The sequence below is a fragment of the Pedobacter cryotolerans genome, assembly GCF_005116475.1.
GTDB lineage: Bacteria > Bacteroidota > Bacteroidia > Sphingobacteriales > Sphingobacteriaceae > Pedobacter > Pedobacter cryotolerans.
In genome coordinates this window covers 132,077-157,961 of sequence record NZ_SWBO01000001.1, presented here as the reverse complement: position 1 = coordinate 157,961, position 25,885 = coordinate 132,077, and the positions used below count along the sequence as shown (strand labels likewise).

Below are 25,885 nucleotides of genomic sequence, written 5' to 3'. Positions count from 1 at the left end.
TTTAACACACATTTAAACTAACATGGAAGATAACCAAAATACAAAACCAAAACCGCTTAAACGTATTCCAAATATCCCAAAAAAACCAATAAAAGGAGGCAAATTCAATATTTTTTGGGTTTATGCCGCAATTATTGTTGGTTTATTGGTAGTTCAATATTTATTTACTGCTGATAATGTTAAACGAGTAGATTACAGTGTATTTGAAAAAGATATGCTATTAACTGGAGATGTACAGAAGATTGTTTCTTATAAATCTGATGATGTAGTTATCTCTGAGGTTTTTATAAAAGAGGATAAAAAAACTGATAAAAAGTATGACAAATACCGCAGCAAAAATTCATTTAATGCTGCCGAAAAAGGCCCTATGGTTACATTTGTGCAGCCAGATGCAGAAACTTTAGATAAAAGGTTAGAGGCTTCTCAAATCACTTTACCTGCAACTCAGCAGCGAATTAAATCAGAAACAATTTCTAAGTCTAACGGTTGGATGGGTCAATTAATCAGCTTTATACTTCCTTTGGTATTAATTGTTGGTTTATGGATTTTCATGATGCGTCGCATGGGCGGTGGAGCTGGCGGTGGCGGAGGTCAAATCTTTAATATCGGTAAATCTAAAGCAACTTTGTTTGATAAAGAAAGTCAGGTTAGCATTACATTTAATGATGTTGCTGGTTTAGAAGAAGCCAAACAAGAAGTAATGGAGATTGTAGATTTCCTTAAAAACCCTAAAAAATATACCAATTTAGGTGGTAAAATACCTAAAGGAGCTTTATTGGTTGGTTCTCCAGGTACAGGTAAAACATTATTAGCCAAAGCAGTTGCTGGCGAGGCACAAGTTCCATTTTTCTCTTTATCAGGATCTGATTTTGTGGAGATGTTTGTTGGGGTTGGTGCTTCTCGTGTACGTGATTTATTTAAGCAAGCAAAAGATAAAGCGCCTTGTATCATATTTATTGATGAGGTTGATGCAATCGGTCGTGCCCGTGGAAAAAACAGCATGATGGGTGGTAATGATGAGCGTGAAAATACCTTGAACCAATTGTTAGTAGAAATGGATGGTTTCGGTACAGATTCTGGAATTATCATTTTAGCTGCAACCAACAGACCAGATGTTTTAGACTCAGCTTTAATGCGTCCGGGAAGGTTTGATAGACAAATTTCTATTGATAAACCAGATTTAACTGGCCGTGAGCAGATTTTTAAAGTTCACTTGAAACCAATTAAAACTGCTGAGGTTGTTGATGCTAAAAAATTATCTGCACAAACGCCTGGTTTTGCAGGTGCAGAAATTGCCAATGTTTGTAATGAAGCTGCCCTAATTGCTGCTCGTAGAAACAAGGAATTTGTTGATATGCAAGATTTCCAAGACGCGATTGACCGTGTGATTGGTGGTTTAGAGAAGAAAAACAAAATCATCTCACCTGAGGAGAAAAAAATTGTGGCTTACCACGAGGCTGGTCACGCAATAGCGGGATGGTTTTTAGAACACGCCGATCCTTTGGTTAAAGTTTCTATTGTACCACGTGGTGTTGCCGCTTTGGGTTATGCACAATACTTACCAAAAGAACAGTTTTTATATACAACCGAACAATTAACTGATGGTATGTGTATGACAATGGGTGGTCGCGTAGCGGAAGACTTAGTTTTTGGTAAAATATCTACTGGTGCTCAGAACGATTTAGAACGCATTACAAAGTTATCTTATGCCATGGTTACTATTTATGGTATGAACAAAACGATTGGTAATGTTTCGTTTCACGATCCGCAAAATGAGTACAATTTTAACAAACCATATTCAGAGAAAACATCAGAAATGATTGATCATGAAGTGAGATTGTTAATTGCTGAAGTTTATGAAAGAACAAAAGAATTATTAACAGTTAACCGCGAAGGCTTAGAAAAATTAGCTCAGAAACTGATAGAGAAAGAAATTCTTTTCCAAGCTGATTTAGAAGAGATTTTAGGAAAACGTCCGTTTGATAACAGAACAACTTATGATGAATTTGTAAATGGAACTGGCGATCAAACTCCAGCTGCTCAAGGGCTAATTCACGATGGAGTTGGTGCAACAACAGACCCAACCGCTCCAGCTACAAATACCAGCGAAGAGCCAACAAATTAATTTTAAATAATATTAAATAAACAGCAACCTTAAACAACAAGGTTGCTGTTTTGTTTATATGACCTAGGTTAGGTATTTTTGAAAATCTATGAAAGAAAATATTTCTTCGAAAGAATTGATCCTAAAAAAAATTAGGAAAGCTTTGCTCGAAAAACGAGACAATCCGCATCCTAATTTAGAAGAAAATCAATTGTATAAAACCAACGAAGAAGAGTTGGAAGTTTTATTTGCTGAGCAGTTAACGGCTGTTTCGGGCAATTTTATTTTCTGTGAGAATGGCGTAGATTTTATTGAAAATATTTTAGAGCTTGCAGATAAATATAAATGGCGTAAAATTTATTGCTGGGAGCCAGAACTTCAGGCTTTGCTATCACACTACGAATTTCCCTTTTACCAAACCGATAAAGATTTTGATCAAGCAGAAGTTGGTATCACTTTGTGCGAAGCATTAGTAGCTAGAAATGGCTCTGTAATGGTGAGCAACCAAAATGCCGCAGGGCGGAGATTAAGCATTTATCCTCATCATCACATTGTGATTGCCAGAACTGGGCAATTGGTATTGGATTTAAAAGACGCTTTTCAGCTACTTAAAAACAAATACGGCACCCAAATTCCATCAATGGTGAGCAACATTACCGGGCCAAGCCGCACAGCGGATATCGAGAAAACTTTAGTGCTTGGTGCACATGGCCCAAAAGAGTTATTTGTATTTTTAATTGATGATTTTAGTTGAGGCTCTTTTAAGAAAGGCATTTGATATTATCCACCCTCACTTAAAATTGGCGATTGTTTGTATTTAAACAAGCCAAAACTCAAACCGAATTTGGCAAACCAAGCAGACTGCTGTAAGTAAATGTTATAGGTATCTTGCCCATAATATCCCGTTTCGACAAATAAACCCGCAGCAACAAATCCGGGTACTCGCCAATGGCCAGTTACGTGGAAGTTTATACGATCTGTAAATTTTGCTTTTTGCAAGTTATATATAGCGCCTACATTCATTGGATTTAAAATGTAAGTTGTATAAAGTTCAATACGCATTCGTTCTACATGATAACCCGTTTCATCATACCTTTTTTTGCCATTAATTATAGTTCTATATAATGGCCTCCACGCCCATGAAGACATTAAATTTAACCTGTCTGTGCCGTATAATTTATACTGTGCCAATTGTTGTGTTATACCAGTAGTTGTGGAATAACCTGTTTTTAGGAAAAACAAATGGTTTTGATCTTTGCTATTGCGGAAAACCATAGCATTAAAGGCTAATAATAAATCGTCGCTAAAATCTCCGTTATATGTATTAACAAAACCCTTTTTACCCCATAATCTATCCTCCGAATTAAATACTTCGCCATCTTGTCCGTTAGAATGGTGGTTTATTTTAAAAGAATAGGCAAATCGATATTTTCGCTTCGTGTCAATAAACTGTTTTACTTTACTGATAAAAATTTCTGCACCAGGTCTAAATGATGCCGTACGAACAGGTTTTGAATTATCGCCAATGGCAGGATCATCATCAAAAAGTCTTACCTCAAAGTCAGGGTTAAAGTATATTGCTGTCATCCATGCATTATCGGCTTTGCCAAAGTTCCAATTTAAGGAAGAGATGTTGATGTATGGATTTATTCGAGCATCAATTATTAAGCCTTTTCTATTTGGAAAATCAGATTTTGTTTGCCATCTTTTGTTACTAATAAAGGAGGCTTTTGATAAAAAAACTGTTGAAGCTATATCTTCTTCAAAGTAAGCATGTGCTATTCTTTGCCTAACAAATGGTGTGTCTGCTGCATCTAGTTTAAGGGTTCGAAGTTTTGCGGGATCACAAGATTCAATATCAAAACTACACAAAACCCTGCAAATCAAATGATTGCAGGGTTTTTGTTTTTAGGGAAAATACTAAAATATGCACCAATTCTCATATAAATAGTGAGCGATTCGGTGAGTAGTTTTAGAAAAGTTCACGACTCACCGAATTAGATATAACCAGTTGTATTACAACTAGTTCAATAACTGTACATCTTGTAAACGTCATCCTGCAAAGCTAAATTTGTTTCACTAAAATCATTGAATGATGAAAACTAATTTTAGCCTGCTCTTCTACATGAAGAAGCAAAAGAACTACACAAAGGGCGTTGTCCCTATCTACATCCGCATTACCGTCAATGGAAAGAGAGCAGAATCTGCAACTGGCAGGTCATGCGAACCTGACCGCTGGAATGGTAAATCTGGAAGGTCCATCGGTACAAAAGAGGATTCCAGATCACTCAATTCATTTTTAGACCAATTGCAAAATATGGTCTACGATGCACACGCCTCACTTATTAAAGCTGGACATAATATAACGGCTAATTCAATAAAGAATAGGTTCATTGGCAGGGAAGATAAATCACAGACGCTTTTACAGGCAGTTATCGAGCATAATCAAAAGGTAGAAGCCCTTGTGGGAAAGGAGTTTGTGCAGGGAACACTCAATACGTATAAGGTACTTAAAAAGCACTTGGAGATTTTTTTGCCATTCAAATATAATGTTAAGGACATCGACATGCGGAATGTTGATATCGCATTTCTGAACGAGTTTGATTACTATTTAAGGTCTGAGAAATCATGTGCCAACAACTACACTGTAAAAATGATCAAGAACCTCGGAAAGATCATCAATATCTGCTTTGAAAATGGTCATATTCAAACAAACCCCTTTGCCTGTTATAAGGGCAGAACGAAAAAGGTAGACCGTTATTTTCTCAACCAAGAGGAAATACAGATCATTGCCGATAAAAAATTCGTTTCTGAAAGGCTGGATATCATCAGGGATGTATTTCTTTTCTGCTGTTTTACTGGTCTAGCCTATTCAGATGTACAAAAATTAGAGATTTCCCACGTTAACAAAGGCATTGATGGCGAACAATGGATCATCAAGAACCGCCAAAAAACCAATGTTAGGTCTGCAATACCATTGTTGCCCTCTGCCGTTACCATCATTGAGAAATACAAAAACCATCCAGCAAGCGTAAACAGGGGCTTTGTATTTCCAGTTCCAAGTAACCAGAAAATGAACGAATATCTAAAGGAGATAGAGGAACGATGCGAAATTGGCAAAAAACTGACCTCACATATTGCACGCCATACCTTTGCAACAACGGTAACTCTCTTGAACGGAGTACCTATAGAAAGCGTATCGCAGATGCTCGGACACACGAATATTCGAACAACCCAGCATTATGCCAAGATACTTGACATAAAGGTTGGTGCAGATATGGCACTGTTGAAAAAGAAATTAGCAATTATATAATATTGAACATAAATTTAAGCCAATCATCCACAAGAATATTGAGATTATTATTTACAAAAACTAAAGGATATGAGTGGAGAAAATAATGGATTATTAGTCCCTGATGAGATAGTAATGAATAAAATCTACTATATCAGAGGTATGAAAGTGATGGTTGATAAAGATCTTGCGGAACTATATGAGGTACAAACAAGCAATCTGAATAAAGCAGTCGGCAGAAACTTAAAGCGCTTTCCCGATGAAGACTTTATGTTTCAATTAACCGAGGACGAATTTAAAAACTTGATGTTCCAAAATGGAATATCAAGTTGGGGCGGAACAAGAAAATCTCCCCGAGTATTTACCGAACAAGGCGTGGCTATGCTTTCTGGCATACTTAATAGTGACAGGGCGATAGCAGTGAACATTCAAATCATGAGGATATTTATTCGTATCCGCCAAATGTTTGTAGACAATACAGAAATCCGTCTAGAGATTGAAAAAATCAAGAACAAGCTAGATAATCAGGACAAGAACATGGAAATCGTATTCAGGTATCTTGATGAACTACTTGAAAAACAAGAGCATCCAAATCCTCCAAGAAAACGGATTGGATATAAACCCGATGATCTTTAAATATTTATGTTAAACTTAAGGGTGCCAAATTGGTACCTTGAAATTAGCTTCACCAATTCACGAGTGAACCACTCCCATCTTTTTGGTAAACCACTCTCCTGAACACAATCCATTTCAAGACAAGGCTTTGCAGAAAAAAATACCTCGCCAGCTTTGCTGGCAGGGAAGATTTTTTTCTAGCAAACCCGAAGGGCCTGGCCTTGGCGGAAATGGATTGTTCAGAAATTTGTGCAACAAAAAGTTGAGTGTACCCAGTAGCAATATTTACCTGCTCAATCCCTCACTCATTGATTGCTTCCTTAATCTGCGCTTTTCTGCTTTCTCAAACTCATTGTTAAATGTCTCAAAGCTGGGTTCCAAAAGTATTTCTAGAAAACCATCTTTATCCTTTCCAGATTCCGACAACATATCATTGACCGTGGAAAATATCCCATTTGAGACCTCATTGACCAATGTTTTGGCAAGAGCAAAATTTTCACCTGTTAATTTTGCGCCCTCTTTTAGAACATCCAACTGCACTTGCTGCTCCCGACTGCCATTTTTGTTTATATTGGCAAATGACATAGTTTCGTTCAATTGCCTGTTAAAATTGAACTCCTTATCAAACAAGGCTTCGCCACACTGTTTAAAGGCAACCCTGTTAAATTGTCCAAGCTTTAGCGAATGTTCCTCGTTCTTGCCCCTTGAATTGTTCATTGGGCTTAACTTAATCTTATTAGTTGCATCCTTTCGGCTAACGATAACCTGAATATGCACCTGCTTTCCTTCCTTACGCTCCCCTCGCTGTTTCGTACCGTTTTTTACCTCTTTATCCTCATGGGAATAATAGCGGTGTTTTTCCAGCTTGGCAAACCAGACAAGGTCTTTTGAACTTTCAATCCCTGCACGTTTAAAGTTTCTTGCATATTCGTCCATTACTTTTTCTGCGTATTTTTTTAATTCATCTTTTGCCCCACTCTTGCCAAAATTATCATAAAGGTGTTTTATCTCCTTTTTGCTGGGGCTGATATTCACCAGAAAAAACTTTGCATCAGTCTTGCAAAGCTTCGCAACATTATTGTCTATGGAATGGCGGACTTCAAAGGGTTGAATGTTTTGTCTTTCATTATTGAACCAATATTCTGGTAGCTTCGTATCATTAATCCTGTTTTCTTTTTCCAGGTAATTGACCAATCCGCCACTACTCCCCTTGTTGCTTGCCGTTGCGCTATCGGTAATATTGATGAACATAAGTTATAATTGATTTACCTGTTGTATTGTTTTATTGATCAATTCTTCCCTTTCCTTGCCCGGTGTCATCAGCGTGAACGAATCCCTGATCCTGATATAGTTCTCGATGATGTAGATGAACTTGTTCTTCATCTTTTCCCTGGTATCTAGTTTTGTTACGATTAAGGACATCAGCTCATCCGACTTCGAGAATTTATCAATCTGTAACCGTTGGTTCTCCAATAGGTCCTTATTATGCCTGATCACATTTGCATTGAAATAGTCCAACAATTTTTTCTGGGATTGTACCATTCTGTCAACTTCACGTTTTGTTGGTATCAGAAGATCTGTTTCCTGTGTCTTGATGAAGCCGATATAATCCCTGTGGTTTTTAAGGAGCGTATTTTTCAATAGTTCGTCATTAACATCCAATGGGTCTTTCTTGCTCCGATAGAAATAATCAACCATCTGCACGAATACCAAACGTTTGTTCCTGCCAAGCTTTAAAGCCACCTTTTCAAACTTATCGCCAGTTAACGCATTAAACCTGACGGACTTGTTATTTTCATCTGTCATACATTCATCTTAAATATCGTAATCGGGTATTCCCAAGGGAATTCCATTTTATTGGTTTCAGTCACTTTATAAAGGGCAAAGGATACCTGGAGTATCCTTTGAAGTCCCTCAGTGCAGCGCAGGGCAAGCAAAGTAGGGCGCAGCCCAACTTCCGCTTGCTCCATTTTTTTTTCAGGAAAATGGACTTTCTGCAGTATGCCTATCCACCCCGTCGCCATAAAATTGGTTAAGTATCTTAATCGGCAAGAGTTCAATCTGGCTGGCCAATATGGGGTCGAATGAGGGGCTATAGACCAGACAGCCAAAATCAATGAGCTCTCATCCGTTTATGATAGGTTGTAAACGATCGGATAGAAGATAGTTTCATCAATTCCCTCCTGGTTATCCGAAATGGATTGGAAAACCCATTCTTTTGATAGGTCAATAGTAAAGCGGAATAAAGGCTGATATGTGACGGCAAAAGATGTTTCTGCAAGGTTGCCATTTTGATGAAAGAGCTCAATTGATTGTTTATGTCGATCATTTGCCACCTCCCTCTTCCATAACCCTTACAATGTCATTATAGGCATAGTACATGATACTTCCAATCTTTCTGAAAGGAAGCGTTCCGTTTATCCGCAGGTTCTGCAACGTACCTGCCGAAATCTTCAATAACTTTCTTACTTCAGCACTTCTCAGCCACTGCTTGTTAAGTGCGGTTTCTGGTTTAAAGATCTGTTTTAATTTCAAGATCAGTTCAGACTTGAACTGTTTAAGATCATCCCTAGTGATTAGCTCCACGTTCATAAATTTCCTCCAATGATTAGTATAGAGCAAATCTCTTGAAGGAAACAGACAGAACAATGACCATCAGTTTGCGATGGTCATGTGCAGTTTATGGATTGGTTATTTCTTATTTTCCAGCGGTATGATTCTGAACAGACGTTGCTCCGACTTGACCACCGTTCCCTTAGTGGCAACATCCCCTTTTTTCTCAACAAAATAATTCCTAGTCGTTTCGGTGGGGATATCCTTTCCACCATACGAGAAATACTTGCTTATCATCTTTGAAAATGGACTTTTATTATCGCATCTAAGCAATAGCCTACCAGATGGTATTTTAAGTTCACGCATCTGTTTGATCAGATCAACTAAAGTAGCTAAATGCTCTTCTTCAATTCTGATTTTTTGGGCTACCTCATACTGATTAAGTTGGTTAAGCTTAACTTTCAGTTCATCAATCTCTTGTCGTTGCTTAGTTATCAGCTCATCTTTTTCAGCAATTATCAAGTGTGGTGGACGGGCATTCCATTTATCGATGCTGTGCAGGTATTTTTGGAATAACTGAAGTTTATGTAGATTGCTTACATGCATCGCATGATTGCTTGAAAATGGATCTTGTTGCTCAAAATGCTTAATCCTATTTTTTACTACCTGCCAAACATGGCGGTAAAAATCTTCCTCTATTGCAATGTCGTATTTAATAGTATATGAAAGATGATAATTGTAATACTCATCAAAGCTGGCCTCATTTAAACTATATATTTTCAAAAGAAAATGATTGTCGTCATGGTTTCGCCAAAGGCCTAGTGCAGTACCAATATCGTAGGGATGAGGCGATAGGGAAAATGCTTTGCGTGGCTTGAAATAAAGCTTTTTCATAAAACAAATATTTGACTTAAAGTAACGTCTAAATTTAAATATTGTTTCTAAGTTACCTAAGTCAAGATGCATATAGCAAATTTTTAAATTAAAAAATGCTTAGATGTATAAAGATATTTAATACCGAAAGAATATTCCAACTAGAGATTGAATATTTGTATTTCGAAAACGTCTGTTTAGATTATTTATATATTGTGTGGATATCAGATAACTTAACAGGGTTTAACCCGCTTATAGTTAATGTTGTGGAGGGGTGGCAGGATTAGCCTCTCCTTTTTTAATATGCTGTTGTCTAATTACTTAGATGTTTTACCTATACATTTTTCAATAAAAGGACACCGAATTGGGCACATATAATTTACTTAGTTTTATGTGTTAAACACATCCTTTTGTTGAGAATCAGTTACGTACCTCGTTTTAAAATTCAAGACATTAAAATTACTGAAAACCAAAAAATAAAATATCATTGGCCATTAAATGAATTAAGAGGGACTAATGTAAGTGAAGAAGTTAGTGGAAACAATGCTTATGCTGTTAACCCACAATGGATTAAAAACTTTTATCTGGAGTGGAATCAAGTTGCCACATACAAAATTCATGGGGCAGCTACCGTGGTTTATGATTACAAGAAGGATAAACTTATAACTATAGGTACTGATTCTGTTTTTACTTGCAATTTAATAAATGGGATTTTTGAAAACAAAAATTATAAGTCAGGAAAATATCCAACGACAAAAGGTAATAGAAGTTTTTTTAATCCAATCAATGATCGAGTGTACAACTTCACCAGTGAACGACAGGAAGTAAACTTTTTTAATTTCAAGACAAATGAATGGTCTGGAAAAATTAAAAACACAGATGAAGTGCCATTGCACTGGCATTTGAATCATTTTTTTTCAGCTAAGGACTCATCTTTATATTTATTTGGAGGATATGGTCAGTTTACGTATAAAAGTGATGTTTACAAATATTCTTTCATTAATAACTCTTGGGATACTCTAAAAGTTAGTGGAGATATTTTTACACCTAGATATTTAGCTGCACTAGCACCAAGTGAAAATAAAAATAATTTATATATACTTGGAGGCTATGGAAGTACTACTGGACAACAAGTACTTAAACCGAGATTTTTATACGATTTAGTTTCATTCGATTTAGAAAAACAAAGTTTCAAAAAACTATTTACATTAAATGTTAAAGATGAAGATTTTGTTTTCGGAAACTCTATGGTTTCAGAAGGAGATTCGATTTTATATGCACTCACCTACCCGAAACATAAATTTAACACCGAGATACAATTAATTAAAATATCCCTTAAGAATTCTTCATGGAAAAAAGTAGGCAAAAGGCTTCCATTCCTTTTTCATGATACGCAATCTTTTGTTGAATTATTTTACAGCAAACCACTTAAGAAATTTATTGCTGTTACCAGTTTTTTAGATAAAAATGATGATAGTAACTTTGTTGTTTATACGCTGAATAGCCCCCCATTATCAGACGTTTATAGCTCATCTGCTGCAAAAATAAAATTCAAATGGATTTATCTATTACTGATTTTTTTAATTTTATTGTTAGCGGTATTTTATATTAAAAGAAATAGAAAAAATGGAACGGAGAAGGCATTCGAAGCCAACCCAAATTCAGAAATAAAGACTCCGTACAATACAAATCATCCTATAATAGATGTTGTTGCTCCAGAGGCTAATATAATTAAAAATACAATATTTCTTTTTGGCGATTTACAATTATTTGATAAGGAAGGCAATGACATTACCAAGTATTTTACCCCTTTAATTAAGGAGCTTTTTTTAGCCGTTACTTTATACACCTTAAGGTGGGGAAGAGGGATAAGTTCCGAGAAATTAAACGAATTGATTTGGTTTGATAAATCTGTTAAAAGTGCCCGAAATAATAGATCTGTTAACATAGCAAAGCTAAAAGGAATACTAGAAAATGTACAAAATTGTACCGTATCTAAAGAAACAGGATATTGGACCATCGATTTCGATAATCATTTGGTTAAAATTGATTATCAGACCTATATTAATATTGTAAGTGATAAAAACAAGCTTGACCAAGAGAAGGCGATGCAACTGATTTCTATTATTGAAAGAGGAAGTTTTTTACCGAATGCAGAATATGAGTGGCTAGACGCATTCAAATCAGAAATATCTAATGAAATTATTGATGTTTATAATCATTACATAAAGTCTATAGACCTTTCCTCTGATCCTGAATTCCTAATAAGATTATCTGATTGTATTTTTTATATAGACCCGGTTAACGAGGAAGCTATGATTATTAAATGCAAAAGCCTAGCTTTATTGGGCAAACACTCGTTGGCACAAAAGAGTTTTGAAAATTTTAGCCGTGAGTACGCCAAAATTTATTCACAAGCTTTTGACAGAGACTTAAATACGATTTTGAGTTAATAGTATGGGAATTAATACCTTATAAAATTACCGATGCCGACCTAGGTTAAGTTCGTACCTTTGCGAGCGTAGAATTCCCAACATTAAAATTTTCCTTTGTCCATTTGAGTTGATTATACCCTTGCAAAAATTTTAATCTTAGCTCCAGTAGTTTTTCTTTCCCTTCCATTAGCTTATTCTCGCGGCTGTTGATTAGAAACAGCGAACTTTCTCCATTGCTGTATTTTACTTCTTCAGCCCTTAACAACCGTTCATAAGTGCCAACATTTTGAAATGCCAAGTTAATTTGTTGATTGTAATTAAGCACTACATTTTTGTAGAGCATAATTTTTGAGTTAATTTCTTGCTTTTTATACTCCGTATCAAGCTCGTTTTGTTGTGCTTTAATTTTAACAATGCGATAATCTGCTCTCGCCTGTCTTAAAAAAATGGGTAGTTCTAATTTAAATCCGTACTGATAATTGTTTTGAAACAGAGAGAACAAATTGCGCTGGTAGTTTTCTTTGTTAAGGAAGTTATAGGTAAAATCTACCCTCGGTAAAAGACTCTGAAATTTAAACCTGCGTTCGCTCTCCAGTATATTTTGTTTTCGGAAATAAAAGAGCATAGAAGCATGATCAGACAATGATGCGTTATCAATATCCTTAATAAGTGATAAATAATTTTGATAGGCGATATTATCGGTGAGCGATTCAGATGGGAAGACTAACTTAGAAACTTCGTAGGGTTGTTGATTTTCTTGCCATAAAAACAACGACAATTGCTGTGTGGCTTTAACAAATTCTAGATAAGCGTCTTTTTGTTCTAGCTGGAAGCTCTGTAGCTGCGCAAGTGCTTCAGTGGTATCAATCGCAGCCCTTTCTCCGTACTGGTATGTTTTTTTAATAAACAACAGTCTATCCTGGTTAATTTTTACGGCTTTGTTTTGCAACAGGAATACTTCATGGGCTTTTACCCATTCCCAGTAGGCATTTTCGGCCTCTAGCATTAAATCGTTCGTTAGTAGTAGTTGCTCTGCTTCTGTCATCTGCAACGCGAATCGAGCCTGATCTAGTAAAGCCCTGCGTTTATCGTAAAGCAAATTCTTGCTCAGTGGTAAGGTAATCCCGAATTGATATAATCCCCCTTTGGTTTCACTATTATTTAGCCTTTGTCCATCGATATAATTGTAGCTCCCATTTAGCTCCACGCCGTACCAAGTTGGAATTCCCAGACCTACATTTGTTTCTTTGTAATAATTGGTTCCATCGATGGTTTTTGAGCCTTTCTTAGCTGCCAAGATCGGATCGAAATTACCTCTCGCGCTCTGAATTTCGGCTTTAGCAAGTTGATTTTGTAAGCGGTAGCGGAAAGCTAATGGGTGATAGTTTTTAACCACCACCAAAAACTCCTGATGAGAGAGTTTTAGAGTATCTTGTGCATGAGCGAATTGAAAAAACCCAATGAGCATTAGTAATAAGAATAGTTTATTTCGCCTTTTCATCGCTGCTTGTTGTTTTAACTGTATAATAATCTGGAGGGAAGCCATTTATATTTCGCCATAATTCGTACCAAATCGGCACATCATTTAAGATGGCTATTCCCTGTACTCCTGCGCCCATTTTAATCTGTGGTGGCCATGGTTTTTCTGTTGGATCTTCAATAACTAGCGCTTTAAAAAGACCATTTGGACTGATGTTATTTTCGATTGCTATCACCTTACCCGTAAAGGTACCATAGCTAGAATTTGGCCATCCAGAAAACACAATGGCGGGAAAACCATCGAAAATACACATCACGGTTTGCCCATTTTTAAGCAATGGAAGATCTACGGGCTTAACATAAATTTCTACGGCGTAATCTACTTTATTCGGCACAATCGTTCCAATACTTTCTGTATCCTTAAGTATCTCTCCAATACCAGCTTTATTTAGAGATACCACCTGCCCATCTTGAGAGGCGAACACGAAGTACAGCCCCCGCCTAGCTTTATAATTTGCAACTTGATTTTCTAGTTTTGCAATATCGCCGGTGCTTCCTTCAATTTGCCCCATGCTTTGAAAGCGTTCGCCCTCAGTTTTACTCACTTTCTCTCTGTAGTCTTGTATGGCAGCATTTTGCTCGATGTTTATCGATACAATTTCTTGTCGGGTTTGAGCCAATTTATTTTCTATGGCCGTTTTTTTAGCTAGGGCGTTTTGAAATGAAACATTTCTTTGTTGAAATTGCGTAAGGGAAACGAAACCATCGTCGTACATCTTTTTCTGACGATTATATTGATCTTCACTTAGCTTTAGTTCATTATTAGCTGCTACAAGCTCTGCTTCCTCCCCTGCTAGCTTGTTGTTTAACTGGCCAATTTTAACCTTTAGCTGACTTACCTTAAGTTCTCTGCCGGCATTTAAAGCGGTGAGTTGGCTGTTGGTAGTGCCTACTTTCGCCTGATAGTAGTCGCGCACTCCCATTTTTGCTTTTACTTGCTGTTGGGTACGTTCCACTAACATAGGATCTAAGTAATCCTCTTTCACCTCTGCCAATTGTAAAAGGGTATCACCTTTTTTTACATGATCACCGTTTTTTACGTACCACTTTAAAATTCGTCCAGGGATGGGTGAATTAAGTTGTTGTGGTCGCTGATCTTGATACAAGGTACTAACGTTGCCTCTCACTTTTATATTTTGAGTCCACGGTAAGATTAACACAAGGAGACAAAGACATAAGATGATGAAAAACCATCGTTTTACGCGAGAGTCGATGTTGTTATGATAAATATGGTCTACTGATTTTAGTTTCATCTTCAACTACTAAATTTAAGTTTTCTCAATTGTACCGTTTTGGAGGTGTAATTTCTGATCTGCAATTGCCATTAATTCTGGCGCATTAGATACAATTACGATCGTGGTATTTTGCTTAACCTCTTGTAAATAGTTTAGCATTTTTACACAGAACTCGGCATTCATTCCATCTAATGGATCTTCTAACAACAGTAAGCGGTTATCTCCAAGCAGCGCTCTTAAAATCAATATTTTCTTTCTAGAACTAAAGGATATTTCGGTATCCGTTTCGCTTAACAGGGTGTTAAAGCCATCCGTGAAATTCCCCGAAAAATTATCTAGTCCGATGGCTTCAGAAACCTCAAGTATGTGTTGGGTAGTAACTTCTTGCCTACCCAATAAAATGTTTTCTTGGAGCGTGCCTTTAATGATTTGCATATCGTCCATATACAGTCCAATATGATCTCTCAAAGCAGCTTTATCTAAATTCTTCAGTGGAATTTTATCAAAGAGGACAATTCCGATTGAGGGATCATAAAAGCCAGCCATCATATTCAAGAGTAGCGATTTTCCGGCACCAAGGCTTCCTGTTACCAAGGTTAATGTATTTGGCTGAATGTTAAAATTGATACCTGATAGAATGGGCTTTTGATCCTTAAACGAGAAATCAACATCTTTAAAACTGATTTCCATCCCACCCACCTTTGGTTCTAGCACTAAGTTCTCTGTATGTTCTTCAGTTAGTTCAGTTACTTTGCCCAGCTTAACCAGGGAGGCGACCACATCGTAATAGCTTTCGAGGCTTTTGATTAGTTTTTCTACAGCAATCATGATACTCAGAACCACAATTTCTGTTGCGATAAATGCACCGATATTTAATTTTTGGTTAACCAACAGATAAGTACCAATGGCAAGCATCACCAACGTAATAACCACTTTAAAGCCGATGATCGCTTTATATTGAAAAACCAATACTTTAAAATGTTTAGTGCGGCTTTTAAGATATTCGACCACACGTTCATCAGCGCCTGTAAGGTGCATTTCTGATTTTGAATTAATCTTAAAGGTTTTAATCGCCCCGGCAATGTCCTCAAGCCACGAAGCGACTCTATATTTATTGGTACTTTCATCAACACTAGACTGTATACCCGAGGCCATTGTAAACCTAAAGATGATGATCACGATAACAATTACGATAGCGCCGAATACTAAAAACCAAGGATGATAGAACGACAGCAGGAGGATGCCAAATAGGATTTGGATTAATGCCGTTGGTATTTCTAATAAGATCTTTGAAATACCCTTTTGGAGGTTTTGGGTATCAAAAAACCGGTTGACCAACTCTGGTAAATAATATTTCTTATTAACTGATAAATCTATTTTCGGGAGCTTCTCTGCAAAGGCAATCGCATATTCCACGAAGATCTTCTGCTGAATTTTTTCAATGATTTGCATCACCTTTACCCGAAAGAAACCTGCTAAAAAAGTTCCTAAAACCACAAAGCCGATAAGTATATATAACGACGTAACCATGGTGGCGCCCATTACAAAACTTACGATCGCTTGTATCCCTAGTGGAATACTTAGCTGGACCAAACCACTTAATACAGCATAAATATAAATGGCGGTAACATCCTTCTTCTCTTTGGTGATATAATTAAATAGTGCTCTACTACTTTTTGTGTAATGCTGATCTTGGGTCATGGTTTATGCTATTTGAGAACTGAGAAAGTTAATAGATTTAAATACTCTAAAACATATTTTTTATGATTGGCTCTAGCTGTATTGTCGGTTAATTTTGGCAAATGCTCACTAAAAAACTGCTGATCATGGGCCGTTTCTAGTAATGTACTGGCTAAAGAATTGGGGTAAATAAATTGGGGCTTGATTTCCAAAATAATTTCACCAATAAATTTACAGAGACTTTTTAAAGGGCTAAAAACTAACTCTTGATTAATTTCATCAACTTCTTTAACTAAATAGGATTTGCTACTTTCTGAAATAACAATACTATGCAGCTTTTCTAAATCGTAATCTTGTATTTTGGAATTGCTATCGTAGTTATGAGTAATAATTCCGAGAATTAGTTTTAATTTTTCTTCAGAATTTGTCATTTCTTGCGACCGCATTTTAGCGACAAACTCTAAGTAGCACCATTACCAATTAAGTATATAGGTTAGCAACTTATGTTTCGATGAAAAGTATCTGTAAATTGTGGTTTCAGTTGAATCTATTCGCTGGGCTAATTTTTTAAATGTAAACTGCTCAAAGCCAATCTCATAAATAAGATCTATCCCGCTCTCTACAATCAACTTCCCAACTTCAGTGTTCTCAGGATCTCTGATATACAGATGTTCATTTAGCTTAAACTTTAATAAAACTTGCATAAAATATTTTTGACAAAGTTATAATACTTTTATCAAAAAATGTAAAACAATTAAAAAAGATAGTAGTACTATTACAAATGTTTTTATTCTCAAGGTTCTATATGTCCATTTTAGAGTGGGTCTCATACCCCTATAACTTTACAGTTTTTGGATAAACCCTTAACTGTCAATGAAAGAAGAAGCAATTGCGAGATTTGATTACCCCGATGAACTTAAGGAGAAACTGGTGAGCTTGTAGTCTACCAGAACTATTCCAAGGAAGAAGTAGCAAGAAAGTACGGTCTGGTAAATACCTACATCCTAACCAACTAGATTAATGGTTACAAGAAAAAATTAGAGAAAGGAGCCGTAACTTTAGCTCCCATCGAAAAGCCAAAGACTAAAGATGCCGCTGAGCTAAAAAAGCGGATAAAGAACCTGGAGAAGGCGTTGGAGAAAGCCAATGTGCTGATCTATGGCCTGAACTCGATGATCGACCACGCCGAAAAGGCACATAAGGTTCCCATCAGAAAAAAGGGTGGTACCAAACAGTAAAGCTGATCAGGGAGAAGCGCATTACAAGGATGGGCGTCGGGCCACTTTGTAGACTGTTTGGTAAGAGCCGACAAGCCTATTATGATCATCTGCGGCATTATTCGCGTCAAGGGGAACAGGAGGAAATCGTCGTCGAAATGGTACATCAGGTCCGCAGTGAACTTCCGGACCTAGGTGGGCATAAGCTGTATAGGTGTCTTTATAGGCCCTTTCGGAGCTATGGGATAAAGATTGGAAGGGATAAACTTTATACTATTTTGGAAAAGCACAAGCTTCTGATCGATAGAAAAAGAAGGAGCCCCAGTACAACCCAATCTAATCATTGGTTCAAGGCGATACCCGAACCTGATAAAGGAAATGGAGATTGTGCGGAGCAACCAGCTATGGGTTTCTGATATTACCTATATTTGTATAGGATATGATTTCAATTACCTTTCGTTAATTACCGATGCCTATTCGAGAAAGATAATGGGCTATTGCCTCCACTCTTAATTAAATGCCCAGGGATCTGTAAATGCCCTGAAAATGGCACTTAAGGAGCGAAATTCTGATATCCCGCTTATCCATCATTCCGATCTGGGCGTGCAATACTGCAGCTATGATTACACATAGCTGCTGAGAAACAACGACATATCCATCAGTATGACCGAAAACGGAGAAGCATACGAAAACCCCATAGCTGAACGAATAAATGGAATTCTTAAAACTGAGTTCAAGCTCAATAGGGTATTCCAGTCCAGAAGCCAAGCAATGTTGGAAGTGGCAAAGAGGATCGACTCCTACAACCATCTTCGGCCTCACATGAGCTGTAACTATCTCACTCCGATTGTGGCACATACAACTGAGGAACCTTTAATTAAGCGATGGAAGAACTGTAGAAAAAAGTATAATAGAACTAATGAAAAACAATTAACTTTATAATTATTAACCCCTCCAAAAACGGTCTAATACGGATTTCTCCTTACAGTTGATTCAGCAAAATACCCAATACTAACAGGTAATACTGTATCATCTTTAATAACATCAATTAATAGGTTTGCATGAACTTTAAAGCCCAACAGATCCTCCGATGTTTCATTATCACTCCACATAGTTAATTATTTAAATTTAAATCAACGTTTCATAAATTTAAGTAGTCTTCTTAACATTTCTTTTAGAAGTTATGAGTTATCATTTTAGATTTCCACCATCTATATATACCAGTAATCAAACTCTTTCGCGAAATAGATAATAAAAAATTCCGTTGATTTGAAACTTCTTCTTTTAGACTTTTGCAGGTTGAGAGTTGGAACATTTAGCAATATTATGTATGCCAATCTATAATAATGCAATATAAAATTATTTTCTAGCATAATAGGTTATAATTCCTCCGTATCCACGACCCTCTATCGAAACCATCCCACCCGTTCCCCTTTCCTTTGCTATATAATTTGAAAAATTAAATCATTATGGCAACGATAGAATTTATTACCAAGGAAGACCTAAAACAATTCAGGGCTGATTTATTACAAGATCTAAAAGAGGCATTAAGAAAACCCAAGCTTCTGGAATCAAACAAAGAATGGCTGAAGAGCTACGAAGTTCGTGAAATACTTAAAATATCCCCAAGCACTTTACAGACCCTTAGAGTAAACGGCACTATACCTTATTCTAAGATTGGCGGATTGATGTACTACAAAAATGACGACATAAAAAGCCTGTTGGAAGGTAATTTGAGTTAGTCCCTCAAATAAGGATTCAATACAATCATTCATCACAGAACATCTTTCCAAAACACCGACTTATTGGGTGCGTGAAAAACACCTTTGTGTTTCGCAAGATGTATTTTTGCATGCGCAAAAACATCTTGCCGTCCTTGAGGCCGGGACTTTGCTCGGAACTCGCAAAGTCGGGAACTTCATAAAAGAGCTATCAATTCTGCCAAGGAAAAAACTAAAAGACCAAGATTTCGTTTGTATAATTGGTCAATTTTTCTTATATTCGTATCATAGCATTTGCAGCTAAAACGTATAAACAAAAGGTGAGCGATTCGGTGAGTACTAAATCCAAAACCTCCCAGATATTGAATAAACGCGTAAAATTCGACTTAGTTCGAATCCCAGCGGGATTAAATACTATAGAATCCTTACCATAAATTTGAGCATAAGACGGAATGCAAAAAGCAGATAGCAGAAAGATTGTTGAGAGCGTTAATTTTTTCATAAAAATTATGGATTTAATTACATAAATAATACGTTAAATTTTCAATTTTTATTAGATATTTATATTGTAATTTTAATCTAATTTACAGTTATTCAGCAAATTACAAAGTAATTTTTAATAGTTTTGCGGTAATTTCTCCAACTTCACCATCAGCAACAATTCCATGATCTTGCTGAAAAGCTTCTACGGCTAAGGCTGTGTTTGGTCCATAAATATTATCATTTCCCTGTGGGTCATAACCTGCCAACTGCAAAGCTTTCTGTATTTTACCAACCGTTAAGTTCACCATTGGGGGTTCTGTATATCTGTAAACAATGCCGTTCACATCTGCCACTATTTGTTTAGCCCCTTTTTCATAGTTTATCCATGGCACTAAAACTCCATAATCCCAACGCCTAAACGAGAGCTTAGCAGCAATTAGCCCTTTTTTTGTACTATGAGCTTCCACCGTACCTCCTTTACCATCAGAAACCACTATATGTCCTGTTTTTCTTTTTAATGGGGCTCTTAAAATAATTGCCCCAGCAATTCTTGCAGCTTCATCTACAGTTATTATTTTACCGTATTCGTTGGAGTCTCGTGCCCAATAGCCCGTATAGGCATCGGCAACTGCTGGATTACCGCCATTGTTGTAACAACCATATAATTTATTTGATACTTGATAAATTATATAGGAAGTAAATTCAGCACAATCCCAAGCTCCATTGTAGTTTTGTTTATTTTTTGGAACTACTATACCGTGAACATATTTTTGTCCTACTTTAGTTTTTGCTAGATTTAAAATTTCCTGTCCGGTCATGATGTTTATTATTTGGTTATAAGAGTTACATTCTAATTTTTGTAAGTAAATTGAAAGTTATTGAAATGAATTTTATTAGGTTATTTCTATGAAAATTTGTTTAATTACCTGCGAATACTTTGCCGCCTGTATTAAACACAATATTCCCAATAATCAATTTATCAGGATGAACATATATTAGCATCCATCCATAAAAAGGAGGTCCTGCTTGTGCGTTTTTATCAATTGTTTTAAATTTAATTGGAACGTTGTAAAATTTGTAAAATTCAGTTTTAAACCCTTTTTCATAATTGAAAGTGGTATTACCAATCACTCTATCCGCTACCAAAAAGTATCCTTGTGTGGTTGGAAGTTGAAACTGGCTTTCATCAATTAGTACTCCTTTTTCAAGTGTAGAAATTCCAAAAGAACCTGTATCAAATTCTGCATGATAGCCTGCCATTTTAGTTGATGTTCCCAATAATATAGACCACCCTTCGGCGTTTGCTGCTATTGATTTTGTATAGCTATAATCTATATTAAAATAATAGTCTATATTTCCTGCATTAACTTTAAGTTCTGCTTTTGTCCCTTTTAAAATTTCCAAGTCGTATTGTACGGTAATAACTTTATCTACCCTCTTAAACTCATCTTTTTTACACGAGCAAACAAAAATTATAACCATTAGTACCATTAGTATTCTATTTTTCATAATTAGATATTGTTAACAAGTAAATTAAAACCAGCTCTCGGAAAAGTATTACTTTTGGAATAGATTTTATGTTTAATGCATTTTAATTAAAATTTTACAGACACACCCATTCCATTTGATGCTGTACCAAGCGTTAAACTTTTCTTTGCGTTTTGTAATGCTTCGTTTCCTTTTTTACCTACAGATAAAGTTGTAACAGTTTTAAACAGCCCTACAAGTACACCTCCAATACCTCCATAAACAAGCGGATAGTTAATGTCATCTTCTCCACCACCAAGCGCTCCAGCTCCTGTTGCAACAGTTCCCGCCACTAAAAAACCAATTCCTATTAAATTACCTGTCTTCCTTTTTCGCTTTTCCTTTAAATAAACATCGAAATATTTACTAGCTTCTGGGTACAAACTTTCACGATTATTTAATATGCTTTTTAACTCTTTCTCAATTTCAGTTTGACGAACCAAATTTGCCAAGCCTGCATTTGTAAGAGACATAGCTGTATTAGAAACTATGTTTCCAGCGGTATTTATAGCTTCAGTTTTTGCTTGTTGTCTTTGTGCTTCTTGTTGTTGTTTTAAAATTTGTTGCTGTTTTTGGGTTTCTGCATTTTTATTTGCAATTGCAGCATTTTTTTCTTGCATCTGTCGATCAATATCTGCCTTGCTGCGGTTGTATTCGCTTAGGTCGTTTTGTTGAGTAGAATTCGATTTATTTGAACTATTAGATCCTTTTATTGCTTCTACGGAAATATTGAGTGTTTCAGCATTTGAAAAAGTATGGCACATAAACATTATTTTGTTTACAAGTGCATCTGGGCTTCCTCCATAAGTGCTCACTCTTCCGTCTGCTCCTGTCGCAATTAATTTATACTCAATTGATGGTTTACCTACAACTTCAATATGCCAATAAAAAGTATGTTTATTTGGTTCATCATTAATTGCATTATAACAACTCTCAATAGGACCTTGTACTCTAATTTGTATTCCAGGTACTTGACTAAATGTTCGAATTGGACCCCAGCATCTAATTATGTTTTTACTTCGGTCGCCACATCCGCTTGATGCACAATCTTTATTAGAACCATATTGACCGAAAACAAATGTCAATTGAAATAGTATAATTGAGAATAAAAATAATTTTTTCATGAGAGTAGAATTAAAAATTTTAGTGTTGGTTTATTCTTTTGGAAGGGTTGCCGTGATGTTGGTTACAATAACAGGATCAACAATTGTGTCTTTATTAAAACTTGCTTTTAATTTATTCCAGTTTTCAATTAACTTTTGATAATTATCTGTGTTAAGACCTTCTTCGAAATTAAAATCTTGAAAATTTACGATGTTGTTAAGTCCAAAAAATTGCACCCTACATTTTAGTTTTACCTTGCCAATTTGTGCTGCTGCTGTAAGATTTTTTAAGGTAAAATCATCTAGCTTCACTTTTAAATCGGACACTGTAACATATAAAGACATACCCACTTGAGCCCTAATCACAGGTTTTGGAGAGCAGACAAAATCTTTAAATACCCAAAAATTTGCTTGTAATAACCTGTCTTTCTTTTTTAATGATCCTGTTAAACCGAATAGTGATAGATTTACATCCTTACTTTTCGTTACCTCAAATAAACGATCATCATACTGATTTAATTTACCTAAAACTAATGGCTTGGTCCTTTCTGGATTATTACAATCAAAAGGAATTTCATTTATTGATTTTTCTGTTGCTACCTTTAAAGCATTCTCTAATCGAGTAGGCTCAATTTTATAATAACCGTATTTAGATAGATTTATAACCTTAAAGTTGGCTACGGTAGCAATGCCATTCTCATTTTTAATGGAGTTGTTGGTGGGGTAACTTTCAACCCTTACTAATTCTTGACTATATCCGGATATGCATATCAGCATAAAGAGAGTTATTATTATTAATTTGATTTTCATGCCGTTAATTTATAATCTAAATCTACAACCATCTCTTACCCTCTCATATACCGAGTACTCGGTATTTTTTAAGTTTAATTTAAAAGCTATATTTATTTGGGTTTTAAAAGACTGCATAAGTAAATGCTATATCTGATTAACTTGAACGCTCATGAATAAATCTTTTCTTTGTTCTTTATTTATACTGGCAAACCTAATGGGCTATACACAAAGCAATAAACCCGTTCTAATTGATAGCTCAGCCATCTTTGATATACATAGCGGCACTTATTTTTACGAAGACAAAACCTTAAACGCAACTATTGATACGCTTATAGAACTAAAAAAACAAAATAAGCTAAAGCCACTTGCACCCAATACAACGCTTAACAAGGGATTTACACAAAGCTATTGGTGGTTAGTTTTTGATCTAGAAAATACGCTGCCTGAAACCGTAAATCTATTTTTTAACGAAAAAAGTAACGGAATTAACCGTTTACAACTTTTTAAATTAGATAGCTCTGGTAAAATCACTGCTATGCCATTAACAGGTGATCATTTTAAATTTGATACCCGAGCAATAAACTATCATACCTATTTATACCCGATTAAATTAAAAGCAAAAGAAAAGGCAACCTACTTTCTTTGGGCTGATAAGAGAGGGCAAAACATGGTTATTCCTTTTAGTTTGGCCAAAGATGTTGAAATGATACATAGTGAAGTATCTTTTTTTAACCTTTTTGGCATTTTTGTAGGGATTTATTTATTTGCTATAATTTTCAATTTGCTCCTTTTTGTTTCATTACGAGATAAAATCCACCTTTATTATGCCCTTTATGTATTTTGTATGCTCATTTTTAATATGGAAGATGAGGGTTTTGCTTTTCAATGGTTGTATCCCAACATCCCTTTTTTGCAAGATTATTTAAGACACATTATTGCTTTTGCTGGTTCTGCATTACTAGTTCAGGTTATGCAACTTTTTGTAAATCAAACCAAAGCAAATAGCAAGCTCTATCATTTAGCCAATTGGTATAAATTTTTATGTTATGGATTAGTATTAATGCCTATTTATTTGCTTTTTGAAGCAAATTTTTTGCTAGAAAAAATAAACTTCTTTGCAGCTAATTTTATCGCCATCATTACCGTTGTAATACTTATCGCCTGTGCAATTGAAAGAATTATAAGTGGTTATAAATTGGCGTGGTATTATTTGGTGGCCATGCTTTTCTTGTTGTTAGGAATTTTAAACTATGTTTTTAATGCATTAGGCATTACTACTTTTTATATTTATAATACTACCGGTCTGGTAATAGGCTTAACAGTAGAGATTATATTTCTTTCTTTTGCCTTAACCCAGCGTTACAATTTTCTTAAAAACGAAAAAAAAATACTATTAAAAGAAAAAGCAGAACTGCAGATTGCATTGGTTGACGATGTTTTTGCGGCACAAGAAAATGAGCGAGCTCGGTTAGCTAGAGATTTACATGATGATCTTGGCGGTACCCTATCAGCAATTAAATTAAACTTAACAGCTTTTAAATCGAATGTTAATTCACTAAGTGAGAAAAACCAGCAATTTTATGCGCAAACCATTGGGATGATAGAAAAGGCTTGTTTAAATTTAAGGGAAATAGCACATGATCTTATGCCAAAAAACTTAGAAGAATTGGGTATTGTAGATGCGCTTAAAGAGCAATTTGTTTCCTTAAAACAAACAAGTAAAACTGATTATAATTTTATATTTGATATTCAAAAATCGATTTCTACAGAGCTGTCGTTAGCAATATATCGCATCATTAAAGAATTGATTAACAACATAGAAAAACACTCTTGCGCAACAAAAGTAAGTGTACAATTGCTTTGTACCGATACCCAAATTACAATTATGTGCGAGGATAATGGAATTGGCTTTAATTCTTCGGTGCAATACAGCGGGTTAGGCCTAAACAATATTAATTCTCGCATAAACTATTTAAATGGAAGCATTTATATAGATAGTAATAAAAATGGATCTACTATAACCATCTATATCCCCGCATAAAATGGATAATACATCATCGATTAAAATCATACTAGTTGATGACCATAAACTATTTATTGATGGCTTATGTGGCTTACTTTGTACTCAGCCAGATTTTGAGGTTATTGGCAAAGCTTCAAATGGTAAAGAAGCATTACATTTAATAAATAAAACCTTCCCCGATGTATTGATTATAGATTTGAATATGCCAATTTTAGATGGACAAGCTGCATCTGAAAAAATGATTAGCTTATTTCCTTCCATTAAAATTTTAGTGCTATCAATGTATAACAACAATTCTTTAAATACTAGCCTTAAAACGCTTGGAATAAAAGGATATTTACCTAAAGACACAGACACGGAGTTACTTTTTTGTGTAGTTAGAGATATAGCCCAAGGAAAATCATATTTTAAGCAAACAGAAAGTTTTTTAACATTTCAAAACAAATTTAATGCTGATGATGATTTTTTAAAAAAACATAATCTTACCATTAGAGAGCTCGAGATTTTGAAACTAATTTGCAAAAATTTTTCATCACAACAAATAGCCAATACGCTATTTATTAGTTTGTTTACAGTAGATACCCATCGAAAAAACATGATTCAGAAGCTTAATGTTGACAAAAAAACAGGATTGTTAAATTTTGCATTGAAACATAATTTAGCATAACTTGTTTATAATTGATGGTTTCAACA

The 25,885-nt window shown here is 35.5% G+C and carries 23 protein-coding genes; 9 read left to right on the top strand and 14 right to left on the bottom strand.

Going from position 1 to position 25,885, the window contains the following annotated elements; all coding sequences use genetic code 11:
* Positions 1-22 precede the first annotated feature (22 nt).
* Together ftsH and FA045_RS00715 are read left to right on the top strand one after the other, a co-directional pair.
* Complete coding sequence (ftsH, locus tag FA045_RS00720; protein WP_136873425.1) at positions 23-2,125, top strand: ATP-dependent zinc metalloprotease FtsH; 2,103 nt, start codon at positions 23-25, stop codon at positions 2,123-2,125.
* A gap of 88 nt (positions 2,126-2,213) precedes the next feature.
* Positions 2,214-2,858: a LutC/YkgG family protein gene (locus FA045_RS00715; RefSeq protein ID WP_136873423.1), complete on the top strand. Its 645-nt coding sequence runs from the start codon at positions 2,214-2,216 to the stop codon at positions 2,856-2,858.
* Positions 2,859-2,884: 26 nt separating this feature from the next.
* Here the strand turns inward: FA045_RS00715 and FA045_RS00710 are convergent, their stop codons facing one another.
* Positions 2,885-3,976: a hypothetical protein gene (locus FA045_RS00710; protein ID WP_136873421.1), complete on the bottom strand. Its 1,092-nt coding sequence runs from the start codon at positions 3,974-3,976 to the stop codon at positions 2,885-2,887.
* 220 nt (positions 3,977-4,196) lie between these two features.
* On the opposite strand from FA045_RS00710, the gene FA045_RS00705 reads away from it, so the two are divergent.
* Together FA045_RS00705 and FA045_RS00700 are read left to right on the top strand one after the other, a co-directional pair.
* Positions 4,197-5,417, top strand: coding sequence for a site-specific integrase (locus FA045_RS00705; protein WP_317130558.1), 1,221 nt, complete (start codon positions 4,197-4,199; stop codon positions 5,415-5,417).
* Between the two features lie 69 nt (positions 5,418-5,486).
* The gene (locus tag FA045_RS00700) at positions 5,487-6,032 is read left to right on the top strand and encodes an ORF6N domain-containing protein (protein ID WP_136873419.1); all 546 of its coding nucleotides are present in this window, start codon (positions 5,487-5,489) and stop codon (positions 6,030-6,032) included.
* A gap of 264 nt (positions 6,033-6,296) precedes the next feature.
* Here FA045_RS00700 and FA045_RS00695 read toward each other — a convergent pair whose 3' ends face one another.
* From FA045_RS00695 to FA045_RS00680, 4 genes are all read right to left on the bottom strand, one after another.
* The gene (locus tag FA045_RS00695; RefSeq protein ID WP_136873417.1) at positions 6,297-7,262 is read right to left on the bottom strand and encodes a DUF5712 family protein; all 966 of its coding nucleotides are present in this window, start codon (positions 7,260-7,262) and stop codon (positions 6,297-6,299) included.
* Between the two features lie 3 nt (positions 7,263-7,265).
* A complete protein-coding gene (locus FA045_RS00690) occupies positions 7,266-7,817 on the bottom strand; it encodes a BfmA/BtgA family mobilization protein (RefSeq protein ID WP_136873415.1) in 552 nt (183 codons plus the stop codon).
* 519 nt (positions 7,818-8,336) lie between these two features.
* Entirely contained in the window at positions 8,337-8,603 is a 267-nt protein-coding gene (locus FA045_RS00685; protein WP_136873413.1) for a helix-turn-helix domain-containing protein, read from the bottom strand.
* 99 nt (positions 8,604-8,702) lie between these two features.
* Positions 8,703-9,458 (bottom strand): hypothetical protein, encoded by a 756-nt coding sequence (locus FA045_RS00680; protein WP_136873411.1) that lies wholly within the window; start codon positions 9,456-9,458, stop codon positions 8,703-8,705.
* Positions 9,459-9,850: 392 nt separating this feature from the next.
* Between FA045_RS00680 and FA045_RS00675 the strand changes: the two genes are divergently transcribed.
* On the top strand, positions 9,851-11,890 hold the full coding sequence (locus tag FA045_RS00675; RefSeq protein ID WP_169304996.1) for a Kelch repeat-containing protein: 2,040 nt from the start codon (positions 9,851-9,853) through the stop codon (positions 11,888-11,890).
* A gap of 46 nt (positions 11,891-11,936) precedes the next feature.
* Here the strand turns inward: FA045_RS00675 and FA045_RS00670 are convergent, their stop codons facing one another.
* From FA045_RS00670 to FA045_RS00650, 5 genes are all read right to left on the bottom strand, one after another.
* Positions 11,937-13,418, bottom strand: coding sequence for a TolC family protein (locus tag FA045_RS00670; RefSeq protein WP_136873407.1), 1,482 nt, complete (start codon positions 13,416-13,418; stop codon positions 11,937-11,939).
* A complete protein-coding gene (locus FA045_RS00665) occupies positions 13,357-14,538 on the bottom strand; it encodes an HlyD family secretion protein (RefSeq protein ID WP_205943072.1) in 1,182 nt (393 codons plus the stop codon). Before FA045_RS00665 ends, FA045_RS00670 begins: the two co-directional genes overlap by 62 nt.
* Positions 14,539-14,679: 141 nt before the next feature.
* A complete protein-coding gene (locus FA045_RS00660; protein WP_136873403.1) occupies positions 14,680-16,347 on the bottom strand; it encodes a peptidase domain-containing ABC transporter in 1,668 nt (555 codons plus the stop codon).
* 8 nt (positions 16,348-16,355) lie between these two features.
* Positions 16,356-16,757 carry a hypothetical protein gene (locus FA045_RS00655; protein ID WP_136873401.1) on the bottom strand — a complete coding sequence of 134 codons (402 nt, stop codon included), beginning with the start codon at positions 16,755-16,757 and terminating at the stop codon, positions 16,356-16,358.
* A 42-nt stretch (positions 16,758-16,799) separates the two neighbouring features.
* Positions 16,800-17,030, bottom strand: a complete 231-nt coding sequence (locus FA045_RS00650; RefSeq protein WP_136873399.1) for a TetR/AcrR family transcriptional regulator — start codon at positions 17,028-17,030, stop codon at positions 16,800-16,802.
* A 1,146-nt stretch (positions 17,031-18,176) separates the two neighbouring features.
* On the opposite strand from FA045_RS00650, the gene FA045_RS19170 reads away from it, so the two are divergent.
* On the top strand, positions 18,177-18,485 hold the full coding sequence (locus FA045_RS19170) for an integrase core domain-containing protein (protein ID WP_394347469.1): 309 nt from the start codon (positions 18,177-18,179) through the stop codon (positions 18,483-18,485).
* A 527-nt stretch (positions 18,486-19,012) separates the two neighbouring features.
* Entirely contained in the window at positions 19,013-19,285 is a 273-nt protein-coding gene (locus tag FA045_RS00640) for a helix-turn-helix domain-containing protein (protein ID WP_136873395.1), read from the top strand.
* Positions 19,286-19,866: 581 nt separating this feature from the next.
* Here FA045_RS00640 and FA045_RS00635 read toward each other — a convergent pair.
* From FA045_RS00635 to FA045_RS00620, 4 genes are all read right to left on the bottom strand, one after another.
* Positions 19,867-20,565 carry a peptidoglycan-binding domain-containing protein gene (locus tag FA045_RS00635; protein WP_136873393.1) on the bottom strand — a complete coding sequence of 233 codons (699 nt, stop codon included), beginning with the start codon at positions 20,563-20,565 and terminating at the stop codon, positions 19,867-19,869.
* A gap of 100 nt (positions 20,566-20,665) precedes the next feature.
* Positions 20,666-21,256: a hypothetical protein gene (locus FA045_RS00630; protein WP_136873391.1), complete on the bottom strand. Its 591-nt coding sequence runs from the start codon at positions 21,254-21,256 to the stop codon at positions 20,666-20,668.
* Between the two features lie 86 nt (positions 21,257-21,342).
* Complete coding sequence (locus FA045_RS00625; protein WP_136873389.1) at positions 21,343-22,398, bottom strand: hypothetical protein; 1,056 nt, start codon at positions 22,396-22,398, stop codon at positions 21,343-21,345.
* A 30-nt stretch (positions 22,399-22,428) separates the two neighbouring features.
* Positions 22,429-23,187 carry a hypothetical protein gene (locus tag FA045_RS00620; RefSeq protein ID WP_136873387.1) on the bottom strand — a complete coding sequence of 253 codons (759 nt, stop codon included), beginning with the start codon at positions 23,185-23,187 and terminating at the stop codon, positions 22,429-22,431.
* A 151-nt stretch (positions 23,188-23,338) separates the two neighbouring features.
* Between FA045_RS00620 and FA045_RS00615 the strand changes: the two genes are divergently transcribed.
* Positions 23,339-25,210, top strand: coding sequence for a sensor histidine kinase (locus FA045_RS00615; RefSeq protein WP_136873385.1), 1,872 nt, complete (start codon positions 23,339-23,341; stop codon positions 25,208-25,210).
* Between the two features lies 1 nt (position 25,211).
* Positions 25,212-25,859 carry a response regulator gene (locus FA045_RS00610; protein WP_136873383.1) on the top strand — a complete coding sequence of 216 codons (648 nt, stop codon included), beginning with the start codon at positions 25,212-25,214 and terminating at the stop codon, positions 25,857-25,859.
* Positions 25,860-25,885: the final 26 nt, after the last annotated feature.

Bases quoted from the DNA above. Each gene is read 5' to 3' on its own strand.
- ftsH (WP_136873425.1), top strand. From the start codon at position 23: ATGGAAGATAACCAAAATACAAAACCAAAACCGCTTAAACGTATTCCA.
- FA045_RS00715 (WP_136873423.1), top strand. From the start codon at position 2,214: ATGAAAGAAAATATTTCTTCGAAAGAATTGATCCTAAAAAAAATTAGG.
- FA045_RS00705 (WP_317130558.1), top strand. From the start codon at position 4,197: ATGATGAAAACTAATTTTAGCCTGCTCTTCTACATGAAGAAGCAAAAG.
- FA045_RS00700 (WP_136873419.1), top strand. From the start codon at position 5,487: ATGAGTGGAGAAAATAATGGATTATTAGTCCCTGATGAGATAGTAATG.
- FA045_RS00695 (WP_136873417.1), bottom strand. From the start codon at position 7,262: ATGTTCATCAATATTACCGATAGCGCAACGGCAAGCAACAAGGGGAGT.
- FA045_RS00690 (WP_136873415.1), bottom strand. From the start codon at position 7,817: ATGACAGATGAAAATAACAAGTCCGTCAGGTTTAATGCGTTAACTGGC.
- FA045_RS00685 (WP_136873413.1), bottom strand. From the start codon at position 8,603: ATGAACGTGGAGCTAATCACTAGGGATGATCTTAAACAGTTCAAGTCT.
- FA045_RS00680 (WP_136873411.1), bottom strand. From the start codon at position 9,458: ATGAAAAAGCTTTATTTCAAGCCACGCAAAGCATTTTCCCTATCGCCT.
- FA045_RS00670 (WP_136873407.1), bottom strand. From the start codon at position 13,418: ATGGCTTCCCTCCAGATTATTATACAGTTAAAACAACAAGCAGCGATG.
- FA045_RS00660 (WP_136873403.1), bottom strand. From the start codon at position 16,347: ATGACCCAAGATCAGCATTACACAAAAAGTAGTAGAGCACTATTTAAT.
- FA045_RS00655 (WP_136873401.1), bottom strand. From the start codon at position 16,757: ATGACAAATTCTGAAGAAAAATTAAAACTAATTCTCGGAATTATTACT.
- FA045_RS00650 (WP_136873399.1), bottom strand. From the start codon at position 17,030: ATGCAAGTTTTATTAAAGTTTAAGCTAAATGAACATCTGTATATCAGA.
- FA045_RS00640 (WP_136873395.1), top strand. From the start codon at position 19,013: ATGGCAACGATAGAATTTATTACCAAGGAAGACCTAAAACAATTCAGG.
- FA045_RS00635 (WP_136873393.1), bottom strand. From the start codon at position 20,565: ATGACCGGACAGGAAATTTTAAATCTAGCAAAAACTAAAGTAGGACAA.
- FA045_RS00630 (WP_136873391.1), bottom strand. From the start codon at position 21,256: ATGAAAAATAGAATACTAATGGTACTAATGGTTATAATTTTTGTTTGC.
- FA045_RS00625 (WP_136873389.1), bottom strand. From the start codon at position 22,398: ATGAAAAAATTATTTTTATTCTCAATTATACTATTTCAATTGACATTT.
- FA045_RS00620 (WP_136873387.1), bottom strand. From the start codon at position 23,187: ATGAAAATCAAATTAATAATAATAACTCTCTTTATGCTGATATGCATA.
- FA045_RS00615 (WP_136873385.1), top strand. From the start codon at position 23,339: ATGAATAAATCTTTTCTTTGTTCTTTATTTATACTGGCAAACCTAATG.
- FA045_RS00610 (WP_136873383.1), top strand. From the start codon at position 25,212: ATGGATAATACATCATCGATTAAAATCATACTAGTTGATGACCATAAA.